Below are 24,666 nucleotides of genomic sequence, written 5' to 3' on the forward strand. Positions count from 1 at the left end.
ATGGGCTTTTTTTTTTCGAAACTTCGTCATTGCGAGGCACGAAGCAATCCTAATCCTATAACAAATCCACAAATGAGATTGCTTCGTGCCTCGCAATGACGATTGTGAAATAGTAATTTTTGAAAAGCAAAATTCTGCATAAATTAATATCGCTTGCCGCTATCCTTACTGCCAATGAAACCTGTATATTAATTACTGTTCTGCTAACAAACAAAGAAAGAATTAAAACGCATTGGCATTCATACTGTCGGGTTTATTAACTTTGGATACTGCAAGAAACAAAAGTTGTATGGTGCCAAACCTAAATTTCCTCGATATCGCTTACTTAGAAAATGGAAACGAACGGCAAAAGAATGCTTATCAAGTTTTAACTGAAAACGGTATTTTGGAGAAACTTAATTGCTTCACTCCTATTTTAGTTGGCACCATTCCAATCAACATCGATATCGAAAGCAGCGATTTAGATATTATCTGCGATGTGAATGATGAAGAAGCATTTGTCAATACGTTAAAAAATCACTTTCAAAATAAAAAGACTTTTGAGATTTCTAAAACTCAAAACTTTAATGCGGTAAAATCTAACTTCGTAATCAATGATTTTGAAATCGAAATATTCGGACAAAACATTCCAACGCAACAACAAAATGCCTACCGCCATATGCTCATTGAATATAAAATACTATTGGAAAAAGGGGAGGATTTTAGGTTGCGGGTTATTGAATTAAAAAGACAAGGTTATAAAACCGAGCCAGCTTTTGCTAAATTATTGGGATTACAGGGAGATCCTTATGAAGAGCTTTTGAAGTTGAAACTCTAATACATTTGTCATTGCGGTGCACAAAGCAATCCTAAAACTTTGAATTAAATCGCGATAGCATTAAGATTGCTTCGTGCCTCGCAATGACGTGGTGGTAAAGCAAAATGAACACATTCTTCAATCCTTAAACAACAAACAAATTAAATAGCCTAAAAAATAAGCCAGTAAATCATACACAGAAAAGTAAGTACCTAATACAATACTCCAAAACTTACTGTCCTGCAAACCTAACCAATTTACATAATGCAAAGCCTGCAGAAATTCAATAATAAAAGAGAAAATTAATATCCCAAAAGCAAGTTTCTTATAATTTGTTTTTAAAAATATTCTCAGGAAAGCGTAAATCAAAACCACAACCAAAACATCGCCCCCAAATGGCCGTATGTAAGCGTCATGCACATATTTGGCAATTAAGATTTCTACAATAAAAATCGCTATGAAAATGATGAGAAACTTTAAATTGAAGGTTAATTTCATGGATTCTAAAATAACTAATACTCACAAAAAAGCAAAACTAAGGTATTCGTCATTGCGAGGTACACAGTAATCCTGCAACGGCAATAATTAGAATATTTTCGTATTGAGATTGCTTCGTGCCTCGCAATGACGATAGTCGAACACAAAAAAAGCCCCAACCAAAATGGTTGAGGCCTTATATCTTGAGATAGTTTTTAAGACTATACGCCTAATAATAATCTCGCTGGGTCTTCTAATAATTGTTTTACACGAACCAGGAAGCCAACTGACTCACGTCCGTCGATAATTCTGTGATCGTAAGATAAAGCCACATACATCATCGGACGAATCACCACTTCACCTTTTTCAGCAATTGGGCGCTCGATAATGTTGTGCATACCTAAAATAGCTGATTGTGGCGCATTGATAATCGGAGTTGACATCATAGAACCAAATACCCCACCATTCGTGATTGTGAATGTTCCACCAGTCATTTCTTCGATGGTTAACTTTCCATCACGTGCTTTTAACGCTAACGCTAAAACAGATTTTTCAATTTCTGCCAAACTCATGCTTTCTGCATTACGAATAACAGGAACTACTAAACCTTTTGGAGCTGAAACTGCGATAGAAACATCAGCAAAATTATTGTAAACAATTTCTTCACCTTCAATACGAGCATTAACCGCTGGGAAATCTTTTAAGGCTTCCGTTACCGCTTTTGTAAAAAAGCTCATAAAACCTAGTCCAACGCCAAATTTCTCTTTGAAAGAATCTTTGTATTTCGAACGCAAATCCATAATCGGCTTCATATTAACCTCGTTGAAGGTGGTCAACATGGCCGTTTCGTTTTTAACAGAAACTAAACGTTTCGCAACGGTTTTACGCAATGGCGACATTTTCTCACGACGCTCAGAGCGAGCACCAGCCGGAGCTGCAACTTCAGGAGCCGCAGCCTTAGGGCTTTCAGCTTTAGCCTTTCCGCTTTCCGCTTTAACAGCATCATCTTTAGTAATGCGGCCATCAATACCAGTACCTTTTACTGCTCCAGCATCAATACCTTTTTCAGCAAGAATTTTTCCTGCTGCAGGAGATGGTGTTCCGGTTGCGTAGCTTTCGCCAGATGATTTTTCAGCAACAGGAGCCGATGTTTTATCTTCTGCAACAACTGCCTTCTCTTCGGCTTTAGGAGCATCTGCTTTTGCAGGTGCTGCACCACCATCCTCAATTTTACAAACTACTGCGCCAATGGCTAAAGTATCGCCTTCAGCAGCTATGGTTCTTAAAGTTCCCGCTTGTTCAGCTGTTAATTCGAAAGTAGCTTTATCTGATTCTAATTCAGCAATAACTTCATCCATTTCAACAACATCGCCATCTTTTTTTAACCATTGTGATAAAACAACTTCCGTTATCGACTCACCAACAGGTGGAACTTTTATTTCTAAACTCATATTTTTTAAAATTGTAATTTTTGTTGTTATTATGTTTTAAAGATGAAATGTTTAAACATTCTGGATGATAAATCTTAATCCTTAAACCTTTCAACCCTACACTTATTTAATCGGCTTCTGCCATTTTTTTGCTTGCCTTTTTAGTGGCTTCTTTTACTTCCTCTTGTTTAACAGGAAGCTCTAAAGCTTTTGCCAAAATGTAAGCTTGCTGGTTTGCATGTTGTTTTGCAAAACCGGTTGCCGTACTGCTGCTTTCTTTTCTTGAGATTACATCAATACCTTTAAGTTCGGTTTTGTAAAGTCGGCGGAATAAATAAGGCCATGCGCCCATGTTTTCTGGTTCTTCCTGTACCCAGAAGATTTCGTCGGCATTCTTGTATTTCGTCTTTATCGCTTCCATTTGATCAACTGGTGTTGGATAAAGTTGTTCCACACGAACCAATGCTACATGCTTAACTTTATCTGCTTGTTGTTTCTCCAGCAATTCATAGTAAATTTTACCACTACAGAAAACGATACGGGTAATATCAGCAGGTTTTGCGTTTGTATCATCAATTACCTCTTTAAAACCACCTTCTGTAAATTCATCTAGTTTAGAAACACAGGCCGGGTGACGTAATAAACTTTTTGGAGAAAATACTACTAATGGTTTACGGAAATCGCGTTTAAACTGACGGCGTAAAACATGGAAGAAGTTTGCAGGTGTAGTACAGTTTACAACTTGCATGTTATAATCTGCACAAAGCTCCATAAAACGTTCGATACGTGCTGATGAATGCTCTGGTCCCTGACCTTCGTAACCGTGAGGCAATAACATGACCAAACCGTTTTCACGTTGCCATTTGGTTTCAGCACTTGCAATATATTGATCGACAACAATTTGTGCTCCGTTAAAGAAATCACCAAATTGTGCTTCCCAGATGGTTAAAGCGTTTGGATTAGCCATTGCATAACCATATTCGAAGCCTAGAACACCATATTCTGATAAATGTGAATTATAAATATCGAACTGTGCCTGTTGATCGGAAATATTAGCTAATGGTACATATTCTTCTTCGCTATCTTCTAAAGTTAATACCGCATGGCGATGTGAAAAAGTACCACGTTCTACATCCTGACCACTTAAACGAACACGTTTGCCTTCTGATAACAAAGTACCATAGGCCAATTGTTCACCCATTGCCCAATCGAAAACATTGGTTTCGTTAACCATTTTAGTACGTTCAGCAAACAATTTCTCAATTTTTTTGAAGAACTTTTTATTTGATGGCAACGTGGTAATGCGTTTACCAATTTCCAATAATGTAGCTTTTTTAACTGCCGTAACCGGAGATTTTTCGAAATCTTTCGGAGTAGCCATACGTAAATCTGCCCATGCACCACCAAATTTAATTTCAGCATTACCGGCAACGAATTCTTTAGCTTCATTTAAACGTTCTTGCAAAATGCCACGGAAATCTTTTTCCATCTCTTTCGCCAAGCCCGCTTCCAATTTACCTTCTTTGGTTAATTGATCGATATAAATTTCCCTTGGATTAGGGTGTTTTTCAATAGTTTTATACAATAAAGGCTGCGTGAATTTAGGTTCATCAGACTCATTGTGCCCGAAACGGCGGTAACATAAAATATCGATGAAAACATCGTTTTTATATTTCTGGCGATATTCCATTGCCAAATTGATGGCGTAAACCAAGGCCTCAGGATCATCTCCATTTACGTGGAAAACCGGTGATAAGGTTACTTTTGCGATATCTGTACAGTAAGTACTGGTCCGGGCATCTTTGTAATTAGTAGTAAAGCCAATTTGGTTATTAATCACCAAGTGAATCGTTCCACCGGTTTTATAACCTTCCAAACCTGCCATTTGAATCACTTCGTAAACAATACCTTGTCCAGCAACCGAAGCATCACCGTGAATTAAGATCGGAGCTAAACGGCTATTGTCGCCGCCGTATTTGAAATCGATTTTTGAACGACTCATACCTTCCACCACCCCATCGACTGTTTCCAGGTGTGACGGATTAGGACAAAGACTTAAGTGAACACTTTTACCAGCAACTGTAGTTACATCAGTTGAATACCCTAAGTGATATTTTACGTCGCCACCAAATGGAGTATCCGGGTTATAGCTTTTGCCTTCGAATTCAGCAAAAATATCCTTATAAGTTTTCTGCATGATATTTGCCAACACGTTTAAACGACCGCGGTGTGCCATACCAATTACAAATTCTTCAATTCCTAAATCTGCTCCTTTTTCAATTACCGAGTCTAACGCAGGAATTAAGGCTTCCGCTCCCTCTAAAGAGAAACGTTTTTGGCCTAAAAATTTCGTTCCTAAGAAATTTTCGAAACTTACTGCTTCATTTAGTTTTCTTAAAATGCGTTTCTTTTCGTCGATAGAGAAGTTGGGCGTATTTCGTGCACTTTCCATTTTTTGTTGAATCCAGTTCAACACTTCAGGCGTACGTAAAAATTTATATTCTGCTCCGATAGAGCTGGTGTAAGTTTGTTTTAAAAACGCAACAATATCTTTCAACTTTGCTGCGCCAATTCCGATTTCAACGCCAGAATTGAAAACTGTATCTAAATCCGCATCAGACAAACCGAAATTAGATAGCTCTAAACTTGGTTGATGTTTACGTCTTTCACGAACAGGATTGGTATGCGTAAATAAATGACCGCGACTTCTGTAACCGTCGATCAAATTTAAAACACTAACCTCTTTTAAAAATTGTTCCGGAGTTTCAGCCGTTACTGCCGGTGCTTCTGCACTTCTTCCGAAATCGAAACCCTCAAAAAACTTCTGCCAACCAAACTCAACTGATTCAGGATCTTGCTGATACGACTGATATAAAGAATCTATATATTCGGCGTTTTCGCCACTAAGATAAGATAAACTACCCATTATTAACTGTTTACTATAAGCGTTACAAAATTAGAATTTTACCTTATATAAATGGTAAAAAACTGGATTAATTGCACAAAAAAATATATTTAGAAACATTCTGACTTTCAGTAGAAATAATTCATCTGACAGAAGAGAAAGATTTATCGAAAGCTAGAGCAAAACACAAGCCAGTATTAACGGAATGACTGAATTTAATTATGGTCAAATGATTTAAGATCGCCTATCCTCAGAAATAATTCGCTCATTCAATCGGATATTCTTTTTTTAAGAAGCCCAGGTGAGTGCGTAATTTCCTTTGGGATCTAAATTTTTAATGTTTTTATCCAAATCAAAAACACTTTTAGATTTTTGATCGTTTCCGACGCCAGCAACATTTGCCCAGTTGCCCCAATTGCTTGCAGGATTATAGTCGATTAATTTTTCTTCAAAATACGCAGCTCCGAAAACCCAGCTTACTTCGAGGTTATTAATTAAATAAAGCGCTGCCGTTTGACGGGCAATGTTCGAAATAAAACCGGTTTGGTTCAACTCAGTCATCACGGCATCAACCACTGCAAAACCCGTTTGACCGGTTTTCCATTTATTGAAATTCTCCTGCTCATTCTCGGCATCAACCAAACCCTGACTTCCGAAACCATTAGGACTGAAGAAGGTATTGCCGTATTTTTTAAACATGAAACGAAAATAGTCTCTCCATAATAAGCCTAGTAATATGTGATTAAACATGGCTTTTGTATTTGGAACACCTTCCATTTTTTTAATTTCCCAGTAAACTTTTCTCGGCGAAAGACTACCCATGGCAAGCCAGGCCGAAAGTTTAGATGCAAGAATTAAATTTTTAGCAGTGGCGGCCTGTTGCATCGCTACAATAACTTTTTGAAGATGTACCAAACCTTCAGCTTCGCCGCCGGTAAATTCAAAATCAGCACGCTGATCTTTCTGTTGCGGCGAAAGATGCAACTCTTCTAAGGAGGAAAGCGTTCCCCAATCAATTACTTCGGCAACGTTGATGCGATCGGGAGCCAAAAAGCAAGGCTTAATAATAGAATCTCGCTCAATCTTTTTCTTAAACTGGTTAAATGCATCAGGAATATCTTTTATTGGAAAAGGTAAATCCTCTTTATTGTATAAGGTATGGCCAATGAAATGTTTTAAGTTAACACGGAGTTTCCATAAAGCATTTTCTACAAGTGTTGAAACATGCGTTTCTTCTCTTGCAACTTCCCGGTGGTGATAAACTTCGGTAATTTCGTATTCCTGAACTAAACTGGGGATAATGTCTTCAGGATTTCCTTCTGCAATAAGTAAGTTTCCGCCGATTTGCTTCAATGATGCCCGAAGCCCTAAAACGCTTTCCAGAATAAACTGCGCCCTGATATTGCCTGTTTTAAGTGTTCCATATTTTGTTTCGCCAAATGATCGGGGATCTAAAATATAAACCGGCAAAATTGAATCAGATTTGGAAATAGCCTCCACTAGCATTTCATTATCATGCAGACGAAGATCATTTCTAAACCAGACTAAAATTTTTTTGGACATCTTTATTTTCGAAAAGGGTATGAAGAACGCAATTACAAATTTATCTTATTTTTTCTCCGCATCAAAAAGCTGGTTATTTCTTTACATCTATACAACAAAAAATATTCTGTTATGGAATATGAAGCGGTTGTACATCCTTTATTCAAATTTATTTCAATATATCATAAAAATAAATAAATGAAAAAAGGATTTCTAATTTTGCTATTTCCACTAAGTGTATTTGCACAACAAATAAAAACCAAGGCCGTGCTAGCGGGCGTAACCGTTTACAATAATGGAGCTCAACTCAACCATGTCGGCAAGGTAAATCTTCCTTCCGGAACTTCAGAAATTGTGATCAATAACATTTCCGGACGGATAAATGAAAATTCAATTCAAGTTGGTGTAAGTAGCGGCGTCACGATCTTATCAGTTCAATTTAATAAAGATTTTCTAAATACTGATGATGCAAACCCAGAGATTAAAAAACTTAACGACAGCGTAAAACGTGTATCTGCTGAATTGACGAAGACCAAAAATGCCAAAATTATTGAAGAACAAACGTTGGTACTATTGGATGAAAATCGAAAATCTGGAGGAACCAATAATGGCACCAATGTAGCAGAACTGATAAAGCTCGCAGAATACTATCGTAACAAAAGCGCCGAAGTACGAACTGCAATTTCAGTTTTGGCGTTAACTGAAGAAAAACAAAACCAACGACTGAGCGCCTTGCAACAACAAATTGCTGAATTAAGAAACAATCCTAACCAACAATTGGGGCAACTGGTGCTTCAGTTGTTGACAAAAGAAGGTACTGAAGCTGCTTACAATATCTCTTATGTTACACCTGCCGCCAATTGGCTAGCCAGCTATGACATTAAGGCTGAAAGCACTGCAAAACCATTAGATATTATTTATAAAGCTGCAATTACGCAGAGTACTGGTTTAGACTGGAAAAAAGTTAAGCTTTCCTTATCAACCGGAAACCCGATTTACAATATTACTGCACCAAATTTAAATCCATGGTTTGTATCAACTTATCAACAACAAATAAGAATTAGAGGTATTGCATTGTCAACAATTAAAGAAGAAAAAAGCTTAGATGAGGTGATGATGGTTGGTTATGGTAAAGCAAAACAGCAAAACTTAACCGCATCAGCATCAACAATAAATAATTACACTTCGGTTAATGAGAGTCAGTTAGGCGTTACTTTTAATATTGATATCCCCTACGATATTAATAGTGACAATAAACCGCATACAGTTTCTTTTAAAGAATATGCGGTGCCCGCAAAATATAAATATTATGCAGCTCCAAAATTAAGTAGCGATGCCTATTTATTAGCTGATGTTACCAATTGGGAAAAACTAAATCTTCAGGCCGGGAATGCGAACATTGTATTCGAGGGCACATATACGGGAAAATCTTACATCAATCCGGCCAACATACTCGACACCTTAAGTTTAAGCATGGGCAGAGATAAAAAAATCATCATCACCAAAGAGAAACAGGAAGATTTTAGTAGCACAAAGTTTATAGGTGCCAACAAAAAGCAACTTTATACCTATCTGATTAAAGTAAGAAATACCAAAAAAGAGCCAATTGATTTATCACTAAAAGACCAATATCCCTTGTCAACAGAAAGCGACATCGAAATTGAATTACTGGAAAGCAGTGGCGCTGAAGTGAACAAAGAAACCGGAATGCTTTCTTGGCAGTTGAAGATTGCGCCAAATGAAACAAAAACCATTAAATTGAGTTATGCCGTTAAGGCGCCAAAAAACAAAATTATCGCAGGGCTTTAAATACATTGTTGGTCTTAACGCTTAGCTAAGGCCAACTTACTTCCTACCCTCTGTTTTCACTTTCTACTTTCCACTTTCTACTTTCTACTTTCTACTTTCTACTTTCTACTTTCTACTTTCTACTTTCTAAAAAAACCCTTTCGTATCTTTCGTGTTTTAAAAATATGGCGAAAAAGATTCTGATTACGGGCGCAACTGGATTAGTGGGCAGTGAACTTAAAAAGCGTTTGCTAAGCGACGGATATAATGTAAATACGCTCTCGAGAAAAAAAACTAATGATCCAAATAATTTCGTGTGGGATGTTTACAAGGGCACAATTGACTCAGCATGTATCGATGGAGTGGATGCCATTATCCATTTAGCTGGCGAGCCTGTTGCCGAAAAAAAGTGGACGGATGAACGCAAAAAACAGATTATCGACAGTAGGGTAAAATCAACACAATTACTTTTCGAAACCATCCGATCGAAACCAGATCATCAAATTAAATCATTTATTTCTGCTTCTGCAGTAGGCTTTTATGGAGATTGCGGAGATGAAATTTTAAGTGAAGAAAGTCCAAATGGCTACGGCTTTTTAGCTGAATGTTGTAAGCTTTGGGAGCAAGCGGTAGACCAGGGAAAAAAGTTAAGCTTGCGAATTGTTAAACTTAGAACAGGTATTGTTTTCAGTAATGATGGAGGCGCACTGCCACAACTCGATAAATCAGTCCGGTTATTTGCTGGCGCTGCTTTGGCTTCCGGAAAACAATGGACACCCTGGCTTCACATTGATGATATGGTTGGTATGTACATCCACGCCCTTGAAAATTTAAAGATGGAAAGCTGTTACAATGCCTGTGCGCCCTTTCCCGTTACTAACGAGGGGCTAACCAGATCTATCGCCAAACATTTGCATCGCCCGTTCTGGCCATTTAAGGTTCCCAAAAAGGCAATAGAATTGCTTATGGGTGAACGAGCAGAGGCAGTTTTAATGAGCAATAATACATCAGCACAAAAGATTTTAGACGCGGGATTTAAATTCAGATTTACCGATTTAGATGATGCTTTGGCTGATCTTTATAAAAAGTAAGAGAAATATTTATTATCAAGTATCACAATTTTAATGAAGAAACCCATTAACATTTTTTGGTTCCGCCGCGATTTACGTTTAGAAGATAACGCCGGATTATATCATGCTTTAAAAGGCGACAATCCTGTCATCCCGCTTTTTATTTTCGACAAAAATATATTAGACAAGCTGCCAAAAAATGATGCCCGTGTAACTTTTATCTACCAAACTATTGAGGATATAAAAGAAACATTGCAAAAGAAAGGTTCAGATTTGCTGGTAAAATATGGGAAGCCTGAGAAAATATGGCCGGAAATTTTGAAAGAATATGAAGTGAAGGAGGTTTTTACTAATCATGACTATGAACCGTATGCCCGGGAACGTGATGATAATATGGCTGAGTTTTTAACAAGTGAAAAAATTGCCTTCCACACATTTAAAGACCAGGTTATTTTTGAAAAAGATGAAATCCTGAAGGCTGATAAAACCCCTTATACAGTTTTTACTCCTTACTATAAACAGTGGCACGCCAAGTTGAATGATTTTTACATCAAGCCATACCCGACTAAAAAATACTTTAAAAACTTATTTAATACCAGGCATTTAACGCTTCCAACACTCAAAGAAATGGGATTTGAAAGAAGCAATATTGAGTTCCCGAAAATCAGCTACAAAGATAAACTTGATGATTATGCGAAGGAGCGTGACTTTCCTGCATTGGAAAGTACGACTCGGATTGGCTTACATTTAAGATTTGGAACATTAAGTATACGTAAAGCAGCTGCAGATGCTATTGAAGCAAAGTCAAATGTTTGGCTATCAGAGCTGGCCTGGAGAGAATTTTACATGATGATTCTTTGGCATTTTCCTTATGCTGCCTTTGATTCATTTAAGAAGCAGTATGATAAAATCAAATGGAGAAATAACGAGCAAGAGTTTAAAGCCTGGTGCGAGGGAAACACGGGTTATCCGCTTGTTGATGCAGGTATGCGTCAGCTAAATGAAATTGGTTGGATGCACAATCGCGTACGTATGGTTACAGCCAGCTTTTTATCAAAACACCTGCTCATTGACTGGAGATGGGGAGAAGCCTATTTTGCAGAAAAACTACTGGATTATGAGATGGCCAGCAATGTTGGTGGATGGCAATGGGCTGCCGGATCTGGTAATGATGCCGCACCTTATTTTAGGGTATTCAACCCTGAGCTTCAAACCAAAAGATTCGATGCTAAGTTTGAATACATTAAGAAATGGGTACCAGAGTATGGCACAAAAAAATATGCCCAACCAATAGTTGAGCATACATTTGCACGAGAAAGGGTGCTAAAAGTTTTTAAAGAAGCATTATCCTAATTGGTAACGCTTACTATTTCCACATCGAAATCTAATACCGAGTTCGGAGGGACAACATAGTATGAACCTGTATCATCCAAACGCCCAGCTTGTCCATAGGCTAAATCTGAAGGAATAAATAACCTCACTTTAGTACCTACCTTAAAATTCTGAAGAACTAACCATCCTTTAATTGCATCGGCTAAGTCTACTGAAGTGGGTTCGCTTGATGCCTGAAATATAGTTCCAGTTAAAAGCCTACCCGTATAATTAACAGATAATGTACTTTTGGCAAATATAGGGGCACCTGTTCCCTGCTGCGTTACAATATAACGCACTCTTGAAAGATCTTTAACTGCAGTTAGTGAATTGGCCGACAGGAAGTTATCCATTTGCAATTCATCTATTTGATGTATTTTTGATTGAGAATAAACACCCAATTCCACTAAGATATTTTCATTAGGACCCACGCCAACAGATTCCAAGCCATTACGACCGAAAGCCATGTTGGAAGGTAAAATTAATCTGGCAGTTCCCCCTCTTTTTAGCATTGTTAATACTTCCCTGATTGGTGTAAAAACATATGAACTTCCACCAATAGTAAAACGATCAGTATATCCTAAAAATGTGCTAGGAATCACCACTGTTGATGACTTTGTAAGTTGAGTGCCGTTTAGTAATTTAAAAGTATAAGAGTAAAAAACCGAATCAGGATTTTTAATCTCTGCGCCACTGCCGGGAGTAATGATATTGTAATAATAGCCAGTAGAAGCTTTTGTCATATTCAGATTGTTGGCCTTAATATATGACTGAATAGCATTCTCATCAATCGACTGTATCGTTTCGTACTCTTTTTTGCAGGCAGAAAAAAGAACGGTAGCCAATAAGATGGTTAAAAGGCTAAGTTTGGTAAATTTGTTCATTTAGTTTGTAACGTCTGTAAGTGTAATGTTGAAATCAAGGATGGAATTTGCAGGCACTGATGACGAGGGAGACCTTGTTCCGTACGCGTAATATGATGGGATAATCAATCTGATTTTACCACCCTTTTGTATTTTTTGAATACCAATTTGCCAACCTGGTATAACGCCTCCTAATGTAAAGGAGACTGGAGTACCTTTTGAGCTGTCGAAAACGGTTCCATTTAATAATTTCCCTTCGTACTCAGCGGTAATTTTTGTGGCAGTGGTGTAGGTTACGCTACCGGTTCCTGGCTCTAATATCTGATAAAAAATACCGTAAGAATCTTTCAGGGCTGGAATATTGTTTGTTTTAATAAACGCTCTTATCGCTGTAGTGTCTGCCCTGAATTGTGGTTCAGGATCGTAAGTTTCTACAACCTCATCTTTTTTACAGGCGGCAAAGAAACTTACAATGCACACCAAAAATAATATATGTCTGTATTTTAGCATCATCCGCAAAAATAAGCTTTTAATACGGATGCTACAATTTTTAACCAATTTTAACAAAAAGCTAAAAGTTTTATTGTGTATTCGAAAGTTGAATGGTAAAATCTAAAACGGAATTTCCAGGAATAGAACCTGCAGCACTACTGCCATATCCAAGACTTGGAGGAATAATTAGTCGGATTTCTCCTCCTTTTTGAATCTTCGGAATACCAATTTGCCAGCCTTCAATTAATTGTGATAAAATAAACGTTTGTTCTGTTCCGCCACCATTATCAAATACTTCCCCACTTAACAACCTGCCTTCATATTTAATTGTAATTCTTGTATTACCCGGATAAGTAAAATTCCCTGATCCTGGCTTTATAATTTGATAGTAAAGCCCTGACGGATCTTTAACAGCATTGATTTTATTTTGGGCGATAAATTCGGTGATCTGTTTCTCCGAATCTTCATCTTTTTTGCATGATGATAGTACAGATACAAATAATAGGGCAAAAGCCAGCAGTTTAAGTTTTAACATTATCAAAAGTAAAACATTAACCTCAAACGAAAGGAAATTAATCAATAACCTTTTACTTTAAAACAAAAAAGGTTTAAAATTTGAGTTCAACACCCAAACCTTAAACCTTTAAACCCTAAACTTTTTACCTTTTAAAAGATGTATTTATTCGCTTCAATTAATTGCTGGGCAACTCTTTGACGGGCATCTTTTACATTAAATGGCTCTACTTTGGTAAAACGACGCAAGCCAACTAACATCATGCGTTGTTCATCACCTTCAGCAAATGCCCAAAGTGCTTCTTTACCAGCTTTAGCGATGCCATCAACTGCCTCAACCATATAAATTCTTAATAAATCTAATTGTCCGGCTGATGCTTCTTCTCCACGTAGTGAAACCAATTTTTCAGTTCTCAGCAAAGCTGATTCCAATACATAAACATAACCGGCCATGTCGGCGATGTTCATCAGAATTTCCTGTTCTTTGCTTAAAGTCATCATCAACTTTTGAACCGCAGCACCTGCAACCATCAAAGTTGCTTTTTTAAGGTTTGCCAACACCTTTTTCTCGGCAGCAAATAGCGTAGTATCTTCTTCACCGAAATCAGGAATGCTCATTAATTCAGCAGCAACGGCAGTGGCAGGCGTCATTAAATCCAATTCGCCTTTCATGGCACGTTTAAGCATCATGTCTACCGTAAGCAAACGGTTAATTTCATTTGTACCCTCAAAAATCCTGTTGATACGGGCATCGCGATAAGCTCTATCCATCGGTGCATCTGCACTAAAGCCCATTCCGCCATAAATTTGAACGCCTTCATCAACGGTGTAATCCAATGCTTCAGAACCCCAAACTTTTAAAATAGCACACTCTACTGCAAACTGCTCAACAGACTTTAATCTTGCTTTGCCAGATTCCATCCCGCCCGCAACCAATTGGTCGTATGTATCATCAATATTTTGTCCTGCTCTGTAATTTGCAGCATCAACAGCATAAAGCTTCGACGCCATTTCGGCAATTTTAAAACGAATGGCACCGTATTTAGAAATTGGACGACCAAACTGGCTTCTCTCGTTGGAGTAATTAATTGCAGTGCTCAATGTTGCTTTCGAAGCACCAATTGCGGCAGCAGATAATTTTATACGGCCGATATTTAAAATGTTAACCGCGATTTTGAAACCATTTTCTCTATCGCTCAACATATTCTCAACCGGAACCTCACAATCGTTGAAGAAAACCTGACGGGTTGATGAGCCTTTAATACCCATTTTATGCTCTTCAGGATTCATAGTAATCCCACCAAAATCCTTTTCAACAATAAAGGCAGTTAGGTTTTTATCATCATCAATTTTGGCAAAAACGATAAAAATATCTGCGAAACCACCATTGGTAATCCACATTTTTTGGCCATTGATGATGTAATTTTTGCCATCAGCACTTAAAACGGCTTTGGTTTTTCCTGAATTTGCATCTGAACCAGAATTTGGTTCAGTAAGGCAATAAGCTGCTTTCCACTCTCCCGAACCTAACTTTGGAATGTACTTCGCCTTTTGCTCTTCATTACCATAATATAGAATTGGTAAGGTTCCAATTCCGGTATGTGCCGAAAGTGCCACCGCAAAAGAGTGACCAGCGCCCACTACGTCGGCAACCAACATCGAAGTATTAAAGTTTTTACCGAAACCGCCGTACTCTTCTGGTACAGAAACCCCAAGAATACCCAATTCACCGGCTTTGGTTAACAGCGTTGGCATTAATTCCGGGTCTTCCTGTTTATCAATTTTATCTAAGTTTGGATAAACATCAGCCTCCAAAAAATCGCGACAAGTTTGCGCAATCATTTGTTGCTCTTCATCAAATTCTTCAGGGATAAACACATCCTGATAAGCAGTTTCTTTAATTAAGAATTCTCCGCCTTTAATTGTCTTTTTGTCAGTTGTTTCCATTTTAATAGTATCTAGTAGCGAGTATTAAGTAAATCGCTTAATTTTATTTTTTGGCCATTTCATTTGTCAAATGCGATCGTCATTGCGAGGCATGAAGCAATCCTATTCCTATCGCTATTACCAGACCAAAGCATTAAGATTGCTTCGTGCCTCGCAATGACGATATAACGAATAAATTGCCTACAAAAGCTCAAAAATCCCTGCTGCACCCTGGCCTGTGCCTACGCACATGGTAACCATGCCATATTTTTTGTTTTGTCTTTTCAGTTCGTTCAACATTTGCACTGATAACTTAGCACCCGTACAACCCAGCGGATGGCCTAATGCAATCGCTCCGCCATTAACATTGATGATATCAGGGTTTAAATCCAACGTTCTGATAATTGCTAAAGATTGTGACGCAAAAGCTTCATTCAATTCAATTAAATCGATATCATCTTGTTTTAAACCCGCTTGTTTCAATGCTTTCGGAATCGCCTCAATCGGGCCAATACCCATAATTCTCGGTGGAACACCTGCCACACCGTAACTCACTAATCTGGCGATGGGTTTAACATTGAGCTCCTTCATTTTCTTTTCAGAAACCACCAAAACAAACGCTGCACCATCAGATGTTTGCGATGAATTACCAGCAGTCACGCTTCCAACCGCATCAAAAACGGGTTTCAATTTTGCCAGTTTCTCTAAAGTGGTATCCGCTCGCGGACCTTCGTCTGTATCCACCACATAAGAACGTGTTTTCTTTTTCAGGTTTTCATCCAGATAATTTTCATTTACTGTAATGGGTAAAATCCCGTCTTTCAAGTGACCATTTTTGATCGCATGAATCGCTTTCTCATGAGATTTTAAAGAAAATGCATCCTGGTCTTCACGACTCACGTTATATTCTTTTGCCACAGCTTCGGCGGTTAAACCCATGCCCCAATACCAATCCGGATTGTTCTTGGCAACCTCTGCATTTGGAACTAACTTCCATCCGCCAAATGGCATTCCACTCATCACTTCCACACCGCCCGCAATAATGCAATCGGCCATTCCGGCTTTAATTTTCGCAACCGCAGTCGCAATAGTATCTAAGCCCGATGCGCAATAACGATTCACCGTAACACCCGGAACTTTATCGGTATCCAGGCCCATTAGCGAAATCATCCGGGCAATATTTAAACCCTGTTCTGCCTCTGGCGTCGCATTACCCACAATTACATCGTCAATTTGTTCTTTATCTAAATTCGGAACCGAGGCCACTAAGGCCCTAATCACTTCTGCAGCTAAATCATCAGCTCTTGTAAAACGGAACACGCCACGGGGCGCCTTGCCCACTGCTGTACGATATCCGGCTATAATGTATGCTTCCATTTTATTTAGTATTTCTTATGGCGCTAGCCAATATTATCTTTTTATTATACGCATTTTACTGACTCTTGCCGTCATTGCGAGGCACGAAGCAATCTTAATGCAATAGAAAAACCCTTAGTTCAAAGATTGCTTCGTACCTCGCAATGACGAGGTGGTTAGACAAACTCTTATAAACTCTACCATTATTCGTTTCAATCTTGATACTCAGATTAATTCCTCAACGGTTTTCCTTTGGTTATAATTGATTGAATCCGTTCTAGTGATTTTCTTTCTCCTGCAAGCGATAAAAATGCTTCCCTTTCTAAATCCAGCAAATATTGCTCGCTTACTTCTGTTGGAGCAGATAAATCGCCGCCACACATTACATAGCCCAATTTTTCAGAGATTTTTTTATCATGTTCGGAAATGAAATGGCCTGCGTACATGCTGTTAGCACCTGCATAAACAATTCCCAGACCTTGTTTCCCCAGCACTTTAATATCAGTACGCTGCACTGGTTTAGTGTAACCGGCATCAGCCAATTCTATCGCTTTAGCTTTTGCATCAGCCAATAAACGGTTGCGGTTCATTGAAATAGAGAATTTATCTTTTTGAAGATATCCCAGTTCGAAAGCCTCGTAACCAGAAGTAGAAACTTTCGCCATGCCGATCGTTAAAAAACGTTCTTTCAACGCATTCTGAACAATCTGGTCATCTTTGTATTCATCAGAAGCACGTAGAGCAAACTCTTTTGTTCCGCCGCCGCCTGGAATAACACCCACGCCAAACTCAACTAAACCCATATAAGTTTCAGCAGAAAGCTGTACATGGTCGGCGTGTAAACTAAATTCACAACCACCACCCAAAGTTAAATTGTGCGGTGCCACTACAACCGGGATTGAAGAATAACGGATACGCATTGAAGTATTCTGGAACATTCTAATGGCCATATTTAATTCATCCCATTCCTGCTCTACCGCCATCATAAAAATCATCCCCACATTGGCACCAGCAGAAAAGTTTGCACCATCGTTACCGATAACCAAACCACGATAATCTTTCTCGGCCATATCAATGGCTTTATTAATTCCAGAAATGACATCACCACCAATGGTATTCATTTTGGTATGGAATTCCACATTCAGAATGCCATCACCTAAATCGATAATCGAAACACCAGAATTTTTCCAAAGGGTTTTATTCTCACGGATGTTATCTAAAATAATAAACTCATCCGTTCCAGGTAAAGCTTTATAAGATTTAGATGGAATATCATAATACTTTTTAATGCCGCCTTCAACTTTGTAAAATGAAGTATTTCCGGCGTCAAGCATTTCATGCACCCAAGCCGCAGCTTTGTTACCATATTGCTCCATTCCCTCAATCGCCTCTTTTACCCCAACGGCATCCCAAAGCTCAAAAGGGCCAAGTTCCCAGCCGAAGCCTGCCCGCATCGCATCATCAATGCGATACAATTCATCAGAAATTTCCGGAATCCTGTCTGAAACATATTCAAATAACCCAAAGGAAGAATGACGGAATAGTTCGCCTGCCTTATCTTTTCCTTTGGCAAAAATCTTCATGCGTTCGCGGAGATTTTCGACTGGTTTAGTCATTTCTAGCGTAGCCGATTTTACCTTTTGCTGAGGTTTATATTCAAGTGTTTTTAAATCTAAGGCTAGAATTTCTGTTTTGCCGTCAGCAGTTTTAGTCTTTTTATAGAAACCCTGTTTCGTTTTGTCGCCCAGCCATTTATTCTCCTCCATTTTTTGCACATACTCAGGAAGTTTGAATAACTCATGTGCTTTATCATCAGGACAATTGTCGTAGAGTCCTTTGGCCACGTTAATCATGGTATCTAAACCCACCACATCAGAAGTACGGAAAGTAGCCGATTTTGGTCTGCCTAAAGCAGGACCTGTAAATTTATCTACTTCTTCTACTGTTAAATCCAGTTTCTCTACCAAGTGAAGCAGCGCCATAATGGAATAAACGCCAACCCGATTGGCAATAAATGCAGGCGTATCTTTACATAAAACGGTGGTTTTCCCTAAAAATTTATCACCATAATGCATCAGGAAATCTACAATTTCCGGCTTGGTGTGCGGCGTTGGAATAATTTCCAATAATTTTAAATAACGTGGCGGATTAAAAAAGTGAGTACCACAGAAATGTGCTTTAAAATCTTCACTTCTGCCCTCTGCCATTAAATGAATTGGAATACCAGAAGTGTTTGAGGTAATTAATGTACCTGGTTTGCGAAACTGTTCTACCTGCTCAAAAACTTTTTTCTTAATATCAAGATTTTCAACAACTACTTCTATCACCCAATCAAAGCCGGCAATTTTCGACATATCGTCGTCGAAGTTTCCGGTTTTAATTTTATTCAATACTTTTTTTGAATAAACTGGTGAGGGATTTGTTTTTACAGCTGTTTGCAAAGCCATATTTACAATCCGGTTCTTCACCACTGGATTATCTAAAGTCAATCCTTTTGCTTGTTCCTCTGGCGTCAGTTCTTTGGGTGCGATATCCAAAAGCAAAACCTCTACACCAATATTGGCAAAATGGCATGCTATACGCGAACCCATAATCCCCGAACCTAGAACAGCAACTTTATTTATGCTTCTTTTCATGTTAATCAACAGTATATGCTACAGTTATATCATTAAGTTTTATCAATAGATTAATGAATGTTTCTTTCTCTTTTTTCGAGAAATGCTCGTCGAGATATTCATTAAATTTTCGAACAACACCTTTAGCCAATTGTTTCTTTTCTTTGCCAAAATCTGTAAGAAAAACTTTTACCGAACGCTTGTCTCCAGCTGAAGTTTCACGGTAAATAAGATTAGCATCTTCCATATTATTTAGCATGCGTGAAAGGCTTGTGGCCTTTACACCAAGCAAACCGGCTAAATTCGAAACAGCAGTTCCTTCTTCATCATTAATGTTAATCAACATATAACCAATAGCCTGAGTAATCCCAAAACTTGACGCCATTTGGTTATACTTGTTAAACATGTTTTGCCATGCAAACTTAACATGGTAATCAATGGTTTGCTGTTGTTTCATTATGTAATTTATTATGCTTGCATAACAAAGCTAATGAATGTATTTTGTTATTGCAATACCAAACGGATATTTTTTGCAATAAAAAAAGCCCCCGATTTTCATCGGGGGCTTTCGGTATATTTAATTTAATATCTAGTATAAAGTAAACTCTACACGGCGGTTTTGCTGACGACCAGCTGCAGTTTTATTTGTTGCAATTGGTTGACCCATTCCGTAACCTGTAGCTTCAATACGAGATGCATTAGCACCCTGAGAAACTAAGTAAGCTTTTACAGATTCAGCTCTTTCTTTAGATAAGCGTAAGTTTAATTCTTTAGAACCTGTGTTATCAGTATGACCAGCTAATTTTAAGCTGAAATTTTTCTGTACCAATAAACCAGCAACTCTGTTTAATGAAGCATAAGATTTAGAGCGGATTGTCGCTTTACCTAAGTCGAACTCTAAGTTTTTGATAGCTTCGCTAACTACTTTACGGTCTTCTTCAGTAATAACAGTTACCTGAGGTTTTGGAGCTACTAACGGGCAACCAGAACCATCAACTACAGTACCTGCTGGCGTACCTGGACATTTATCAAATTTATCAGCTACACCATCACCATCTGTATCTTTTAATAGATCAGCCATTTCTGAACGCAATTTAGCATTCTCAGCTTTTTGAGCATCAAGATCAGATTTTAAAGCATTAGCTGTATTTTTTGCGGCTAAAGCCTCATCGTAAGTTGCGGCAACAGGATTGTGGAAAGCCAATTGTTTTCCTTTACCTAATGCAAATTCTAAACCAGCGTAAGCATAGTTGTATTTATCATTGTTTCCATTTTTATACAATCCATCAAGGTTATCACCATCAACAAAGTTGATTGTCCAGCCTAAATCGATATTTATACCGTCAGAAACTTTGAATTTTGCACCAACACCTACAGGGATAATTAGTTCGCTAATGGTTTTACCTCCAGCATAAGCTGATGTTCCGGCAGCAGTTGTAATTGTTGGTTTGTAACCGGCTAAACCAGCACCTACCGAAGTATATAATTGTAATGCATCCTCTTTTCTAAACATATCGATGTTAAACATGTTTACAACTGCGTTTAAACTAGCAGCATAGTTTAGCTTAGTATCAAATGCAGAAACAGTACTTGTATTTACCACTCCACTTTCAAAAGGCTCAGAATTATCACCTTTTAATTTACCCATTGTTCCATCTAAACGTAATGAAAAATAGTTTGTGAATTGTTTTTTCACGTATAAACCATATCCAAAACTAGTTTTGTTGTTACTAAAGTCGTTTCTTCCACCAAGCGGAGAAAGAGGCGTTAAAGCACCTGCATTAACACCAATTGACCAAGTTCTAAATGTAGAAGTTGGAGTAGCTGGCTCTTGAGCCATTGCAGCAGTACCGGCAAACAGCCCGGCTAAAGCTAGCGGTAGGGACTTAAATAAATTTGATTTCATATTCTTTTGAATTAACGTTTGATAAGCGTTGTTGACCACCCTATGCAATTGCTATACCAAAAAAGTCGAAATTATAAATTATTTATCCACGTTAACATTTAATACCCAATTGCTAAATCATCTCCCCTAGGGTCGGCTCCACCCTGATAACTTCCCCATTTAGTTTTTATAATGGCATCAACCCTCCCAATTGGACCACGGTAAAGAAGATTATATCCTTTTGCCTTTAATTTTTCTGCAACTAAGCTATCAATAGCATCCTTTTCTACATAAACTTCATCTGGTAACCATTGATGATGAAATTTCTTTGCAGCCACAGCAGACTGAATATCCATGTTGAAATCTATCACGTTAATGATGGTCTGAAAAACAGACGTAATAATTGTTGAGCCTCCTGGAGTTCCAACGACCATAAATAATTGTCCATCTTTTTCAACAATACTTGGGGTCATTGAGCTGAGCATTCTTTTATTTGGGGCAATGGCATTGGCTTCACCACCCACCAAACCGTACATATTCGGCGCACCTGGTTTCACAGAAAAATCATCCATTTCATTATTAAGGAGAAAACCAGCACCTTTAACCACCACTAACGACCCGTAAAAACCATTAAGGGTTGTGGTGATTGAAACTGCATTACCATCATGATCTACAATGGAAAAATGTGTAGTTTCTTCACTTTCTTTTCCTTTGATGACACCTGCTAAAACTTTATCACTAGGCGTAGCAGTTGACCAATTAAAATCAGCCATTCGTTTTTTATTATAATCCAAATTTAAAAGCTGTTTTTGCGGAACATTATAAAAATCCGGATCGCCTAAATGGGTTGCCCGATCAGCATATACTCTTCTTTCAGCCTCCACGATAACCTGTACCGTAGAATCGGAATTGTGCCCCCACCTATTTAATGGATAAGGTTCGACAGATTGAAGCAACTGAATCAATGCAATACCGCCGCTGGAAGTTGGCGGCATGGTAATCACTTTATAACCACGATAATTCCCGGTTATTGGTTTACGCCACACGGCCCGATAATTTTTTAAATCCTCTTTGGTCATCAAACCTTTTCCACGCTGCATTTCGGCAACGATAGCATCAGCAACAGCGCCTTCGTAAAAACCGGCTCTACCTTTTTGCTGGATAAGTTTTAAAGTATTGGCCAACTCTGTTTGGATTAACAGACTACGCTCTTGCCAAGTACTCTCAAGGTTAACCAAAGCGGTTCCATTCACATTGATATCCATCAATTTGCGATGTAAACCATTCAGCTCGCTTGACTGGCGTTTTGTAATTTCAAAACCTTTTTCTGCTAAATCGATAGCAGGCTGAACAACCTCTTTCCATGAGAGTTTGCCATATTTTTTATGCGCTTCAACCATACCCGCTACCGAACCAGGAACGCCTGCAGCTAAATGTCCATATAGGCTTTTTTCTACAATTGGATTTCCAGCGGCATCTAAATACATGTCTCTACTCGCTGCTGCTGAAGCTTTTTCGCGAAAATCTAGCGCATTAACTTCTCCTTTTGCCGAGCGGTATACCATAAAACCACCTCCACCAATATTCCCGGCATTTGGATAAACCACTGCTAAAGCAAACTGAACCGCTACCGCCGCATCAACTGCATTGCCTCCTTTTTTCAGGATTTCAATGCCAACTTTTGATGCCTCCGGATGCGCCGACACCACCATTCCGTTTTTAAAGTCTTTATTATTTCGCTTACCAAGCTGGCCGGTTACGCAACTGGTAAACACTACAAATGAAACAACTAAAATTGAAGTGATTTTAAATTTAATTAGGGGCTTTATAATTTTCTGCATCCTTATATATTTTTTCAATGATGTCTTGATTCTTTTCGGTGATTATTTTTCTTTTCAAACTCAATTTTGGTGTAAGTTCACCACCGTTAATACTCCATTCTTTAGGCAACAATGCGAACCTTTTTACTTGCTCCCATTTACCGAAATCGATGCTAGCAGCTTCGATAATTTCATTAAATTTGGCTAAAACCTGCTCGTTTTTAATAATTTCTTCATTTGTTGTAAAGTTGATTCCTTTTTTAGCCGCCCAGGTCTTAAGCGTTTCAAAATTAGGAACAATCAAGGCCGATGGAAATTTCCTGTTTTCTCCCAAAACCATTATTTGTTCAATGAATATCGACTCTTTATATTTATTCTCCAAAATTTGAGGTGCAACATATTTGCCGCCAGCCGTTTTAAACATTTCCTTTTTACGATCGGTAATTTTGAGAAATCTTCCATCTATCAACTCCCCTATGTCGCCGGTGTGAAACCAACCCTCTGCATCAATAGCTTCTTTTGTTAAATCGGGGCGGTTATAATAGCCTTTCATTACCTGGTGACCTCGGGTCAATACTTCACCATCTTGCGCAATTTTTACTTCCACACCTTTAATCACTTCACCAACTGTACCAAACATGGTTCCACCAAAATGATTCACTGTAATTACCGGCGAAGTTTCTGTTAAGCCATAGCCTTCAAAAACAGGCATCCCGGCGGCCCAAAAAATTCTGGCCAACCGCGGATTCAATGCAGCACCTCCAGATACAATCACCACAATTTCTCCGCCTAAGGCCTCCTGCCATTTTTTAAAAACCAATTTTCGGGCAATACCCAATTTAAAGTTATACCAAGCACCGGCATCAGTTGTATATTTTTCTGCCAAAGCCACCGACCAAAAGAAAATCCCTCTTTTAATACCGGTAAGCGACTTGCCTTTTTCCATGATCTTATCATAAACTTTTTCGAGGAGACGAGGCACAGTTGAGAATGCATTTGGTTTTACGTGTTGAATATCTGCAACGATGGTATCCATGCTTTCTGCATAATAAATACTCGTTTTATTAAACAAATAAAGATAAATGATCATGCGTTCAAAAATGTGCGAAAGCGGCAAAAAGCTTAAGCTTTTATTCACCCCATCAGGCATCACAACAGATGAGTTTACGAAATTCGCAACCAGATTATCATGTGTTAACATAACACCTTTTGGTGTACCAGTTGTGCCTGATGTGTAAATGAGGGTTAAAATGTCTTCAGGCTCAACTTTAGATCGATAATCATCCAGGTTAATATCCTGACTGTTTTTACCATCTTCAATAAGCGTTTCCCAACAGGTTACTCCTTCAATATCGCTAAAACTGAAAATTTTTATAGCCGGATTAATGGTATCAACACAAGGCTTTATTTTTTTATATAAATCCAGATCGGAAACAAAAATGATTGAAATTTCAGCATCCTTTAAAATAAACTGAATGTCATGCTCAGCTAAAGTAGGATACAAGGGAATTTGGTAGGCACCGATTTGATTGGCTGCAAAATCAGCAATATTCCATTCGGGCCGGTTGTGCGACATTACCGCTACCCGACCACCTTTTTGTATACCATGTTTAATTAATCCCCGGCTTAAATGATCTACAGTTGCACAAAATTCTTCCGTACTATAATTAACCCATTTGCCATTAATTTTACCATTGATAAACTCTTGCTTCGGATTCTGCTGATTATGTCTTAATAGATCAAAGACTCTCGTGATTTCTGCAGCCATATCTAATATATTATTTGGTTAAGTTAAAAAATCAAACATAAAGATGTGC

The 24,666-nt window shown here is 38.3% G+C and carries 18 protein-coding genes; 4 read left to right on the forward strand and 14 right to left on the reverse strand.

What is annotated here, in order from left to right; genetic code table 11:
• Positions 1-232 precede the first annotated feature (232 nt).
• Complete coding sequence (locus tag EA772_RS02840) at positions 233-817, forward strand: DUF4269 domain-containing protein (RefSeq protein ID WP_124911104.1); 585 nt, start codon at positions 233-235, stop codon at positions 815-817.
• 117 nt (positions 818-934) lie between these two features.
• Here EA772_RS02840 and EA772_RS02845 read toward each other — a convergent pair whose 3' ends face one another.
• From EA772_RS02845 to EA772_RS02860, 4 genes are all read right to left on the reverse strand, one after another.
• Complete coding sequence (locus EA772_RS02845; protein WP_124911105.1) at positions 935-1,294, reverse strand: DUF2809 domain-containing protein; 360 nt, start codon at positions 1,292-1,294, stop codon at positions 935-937.
• Between the two features lie 200 nt (positions 1,295-1,494).
• The gene (gene odhB, locus EA772_RS02850; protein ID WP_124911106.1) at positions 1,495-2,724 is read right to left on the reverse strand and encodes a 2-oxoglutarate dehydrogenase complex dihydrolipoyllysine-residue succinyltransferase; all 1,230 of its coding nucleotides are present in this window, start codon (positions 2,722-2,724) and stop codon (positions 1,495-1,497) included.
• A 106-nt stretch (positions 2,725-2,830) separates the two neighbouring features.
• Positions 2,831-5,629, reverse strand: coding sequence for a 2-oxoglutarate dehydrogenase E1 component (locus EA772_RS02855; protein WP_124911107.1), 2,799 nt, complete (start codon positions 5,627-5,629; stop codon positions 2,831-2,833).
• 267 nt (positions 5,630-5,896) lie between these two features.
• Positions 5,897-7,171 carry a DASH family cryptochrome gene (locus EA772_RS02860; protein ID WP_124911108.1) on the reverse strand — a complete coding sequence of 425 codons (1,275 nt, stop codon included), beginning with the start codon at positions 7,169-7,171 and terminating at the stop codon, positions 5,897-5,899.
• Positions 7,172-7,348: 177 nt separating this feature from the next.
• On the opposite strand from EA772_RS02860, the gene EA772_RS02865 reads away from it, so the two are divergent.
• From EA772_RS02865 to EA772_RS02875, 3 genes are all read left to right on the forward strand, one after another.
• Complete coding sequence (locus EA772_RS02865; protein WP_124911109.1) at positions 7,349-8,959, forward strand: DUF4139 domain-containing protein; 1,611 nt, start codon at positions 7,349-7,351, stop codon at positions 8,957-8,959.
• Positions 8,960-9,123: 164 nt separating this feature from the next.
• On the forward strand, positions 9,124-10,029 hold the full coding sequence (locus tag EA772_RS02870; RefSeq protein ID WP_124911110.1) for a TIGR01777 family oxidoreductase: 906 nt from the start codon (positions 9,124-9,126) through the stop codon (positions 10,027-10,029).
• Positions 10,030-10,062: 33 nt separating this feature from the next.
• A complete protein-coding gene (locus tag EA772_RS02875) occupies positions 10,063-11,361 on the forward strand; it encodes a deoxyribodipyrimidine photo-lyase (RefSeq protein ID WP_124911111.1) in 1,299 nt (432 codons plus the stop codon).
• On the opposite strand, the gene EA772_RS02880 is transcribed toward EA772_RS02875, so the two are convergent.
• The 10 genes from EA772_RS02880 to EA772_RS02925 form a co-directional block, all read right to left on the reverse strand.
• Positions 11,358-12,263: an FKBP-type peptidyl-prolyl cis-trans isomerase gene (locus tag EA772_RS02880; RefSeq protein ID WP_124911112.1), complete on the reverse strand. Its 906-nt coding sequence runs from the start codon at positions 12,261-12,263 to the stop codon at positions 11,358-11,360. The genes EA772_RS02875 and EA772_RS02880 overlap by 4 nt on opposite strands.
• On the reverse strand, positions 12,264-12,755 hold the full coding sequence (locus EA772_RS02885) for an FKBP-type peptidyl-prolyl cis-trans isomerase (protein WP_238533628.1): 492 nt from the start codon (positions 12,753-12,755) through the stop codon (positions 12,264-12,266).
• A 67-nt stretch (positions 12,756-12,822) separates the two neighbouring features.
• On the reverse strand, positions 12,823-13,269 hold the full coding sequence (locus tag EA772_RS02890) for an FKBP-type peptidyl-prolyl cis-trans isomerase (protein WP_010600572.1): 447 nt from the start codon (positions 13,267-13,269) through the stop codon (positions 12,823-12,825).
• Positions 13,270-13,400: 131 nt separating this feature from the next.
• Complete coding sequence (locus tag EA772_RS02895) at positions 13,401-15,194, reverse strand: acyl-CoA dehydrogenase family protein (RefSeq protein ID WP_124911113.1); 1,794 nt, start codon at positions 15,192-15,194, stop codon at positions 13,401-13,403.
• 180 nt (positions 15,195-15,374) lie between these two features.
• Positions 15,375-16,550: an acetyl-CoA C-acyltransferase gene (locus tag EA772_RS02900; protein WP_124911114.1), complete on the reverse strand. Its 1,176-nt coding sequence runs from the start codon at positions 16,548-16,550 to the stop codon at positions 15,375-15,377.
• A gap of 209 nt (positions 16,551-16,759) precedes the next feature.
• Positions 16,760-19,165, reverse strand: a complete 2,406-nt coding sequence (locus EA772_RS02905) for a 3-hydroxyacyl-CoA dehydrogenase/enoyl-CoA hydratase family protein (RefSeq protein ID WP_124911115.1) — start codon at positions 19,163-19,165, stop codon at positions 16,760-16,762.
• Between the two features lies 1 nt (position 19,166).
• Positions 19,167-19,601: a MarR family winged helix-turn-helix transcriptional regulator gene (locus EA772_RS02910; RefSeq protein ID WP_010600576.1), complete on the reverse strand. Its 435-nt coding sequence runs from the start codon at positions 19,599-19,601 to the stop codon at positions 19,167-19,169.
• Between the two features lie 132 nt (positions 19,602-19,733).
• Entirely contained in the window at positions 19,734-21,050 is a 1,317-nt protein-coding gene (locus tag EA772_RS02915; protein ID WP_124911116.1) for an OmpA family protein, read from the reverse strand.
• A 98-nt stretch (positions 21,051-21,148) separates the two neighbouring features.
• A complete protein-coding gene (gene ggt / locus EA772_RS02920) occupies positions 21,149-22,870 on the reverse strand; it encodes a gamma-glutamyltransferase (RefSeq protein WP_124911117.1) in 1,722 nt (573 codons plus the stop codon).
• Positions 22,842-24,617 carry a long-chain fatty acid--CoA ligase gene (locus EA772_RS02925; RefSeq protein ID WP_124911118.1) on the reverse strand — a complete coding sequence of 592 codons (1,776 nt, stop codon included), beginning with the start codon at positions 24,615-24,617 and terminating at the stop codon, positions 22,842-22,844. Before EA772_RS02925 ends, ggt begins: the two co-directional genes overlap by 29 nt.
• Positions 24,618-24,666 lie beyond the last annotated feature (49 nt).

The organism is Pedobacter sp. G11 (assembly GCF_003860265.1).
Classification (GTDB): Bacteria; Bacteroidota; Bacteroidia; order Sphingobacteriales; family Sphingobacteriaceae; genus Pedobacter; species Pedobacter agri.

Bases quoted from the DNA above. Each gene is read 5' to 3' on its own strand.
- EA772_RS02845 (WP_124911105.1), bottom strand. From the start codon at position 1,294: ATGAAATTAACCTTCAATTTAAAGTTTCTCATCATTTTCATAGCGATT.
- odhB (WP_124911106.1), bottom strand. From the start codon at position 2,724: ATGAGTTTAGAAATAAAAGTTCCACCTGTTGGTGAGTCGATAACGGAA.
- EA772_RS02855 (WP_124911107.1), bottom strand. From the start codon at position 5,629: ATGGGTAGTTTATCTTATCTTAGTGGCGAAAACGCCGAATATATAGAT.
- EA772_RS02860 (WP_124911108.1), bottom strand. From the start codon at position 7,171: ATGTCCAAAAAAATTTTAGTCTGGTTTAGAAATGATCTTCGTCTGCAT.
- EA772_RS02865 (WP_124911109.1), top strand. From the start codon at position 7,349: ATGAAAAAAGGATTTCTAATTTTGCTATTTCCACTAAGTGTATTTGCA.
- EA772_RS02870 (WP_124911110.1), top strand. From the start codon at position 9,124: ATGGCGAAAAAGATTCTGATTACGGGCGCAACTGGATTAGTGGGCAGT.
- EA772_RS02875 (WP_124911111.1), top strand. From the start codon at position 10,063: ATGAAGAAACCCATTAACATTTTTTGGTTCCGCCGCGATTTACGTTTA.
- EA772_RS02880 (WP_124911112.1), bottom strand. From the start codon at position 12,263: ATGAACAAATTTACCAAACTTAGCCTTTTAACCATCTTATTGGCTACC.
- EA772_RS02885 (WP_238533628.1), bottom strand. From the start codon at position 12,755: ATGATGCTAAAATACAGACATATATTATTTTTGGTGTGCATTGTAAGT.
- EA772_RS02890 (WP_010600572.1), bottom strand. From the start codon at position 13,269: ATGTTAAAACTTAAACTGCTGGCTTTTGCCCTATTATTTGTATCTGTA.
- EA772_RS02895 (WP_124911113.1), bottom strand. From the start codon at position 15,194: ATGGAAACAACTGACAAAAAGACAATTAAAGGCGGAGAATTCTTAATT.
- EA772_RS02900 (WP_124911114.1), bottom strand. From the start codon at position 16,550: ATGGAAGCATACATTATAGCCGGATATCGTACAGCAGTGGGCAAGGCG.
- EA772_RS02905 (WP_124911115.1), bottom strand. From the start codon at position 19,165: ATGAAAAGAAGCATAAATAAAGTTGCTGTTCTAGGTTCGGGGATTATG.
- EA772_RS02910 (WP_010600576.1), bottom strand. From the start codon at position 19,601: ATGAAACAACAGCAAACCATTGATTACCATGTTAAGTTTGCATGGCAA.
- EA772_RS02915 (WP_124911116.1), bottom strand. From the start codon at position 21,050: ATGAAATCAAATTTATTTAAGTCCCTACCGCTAGCTTTAGCCGGGCTG.
- ggt (WP_124911117.1), bottom strand. From the start codon at position 22,870: ATGCAGAAAATTATAAAGCCCCTAATTAAATTTAAAATCACTTCAATT.
- EA772_RS02925 (WP_124911118.1), bottom strand. From the start codon at position 24,617: ATGGCTGCAGAAATCACGAGAGTCTTTGATCTATTAAGACATAATCAG.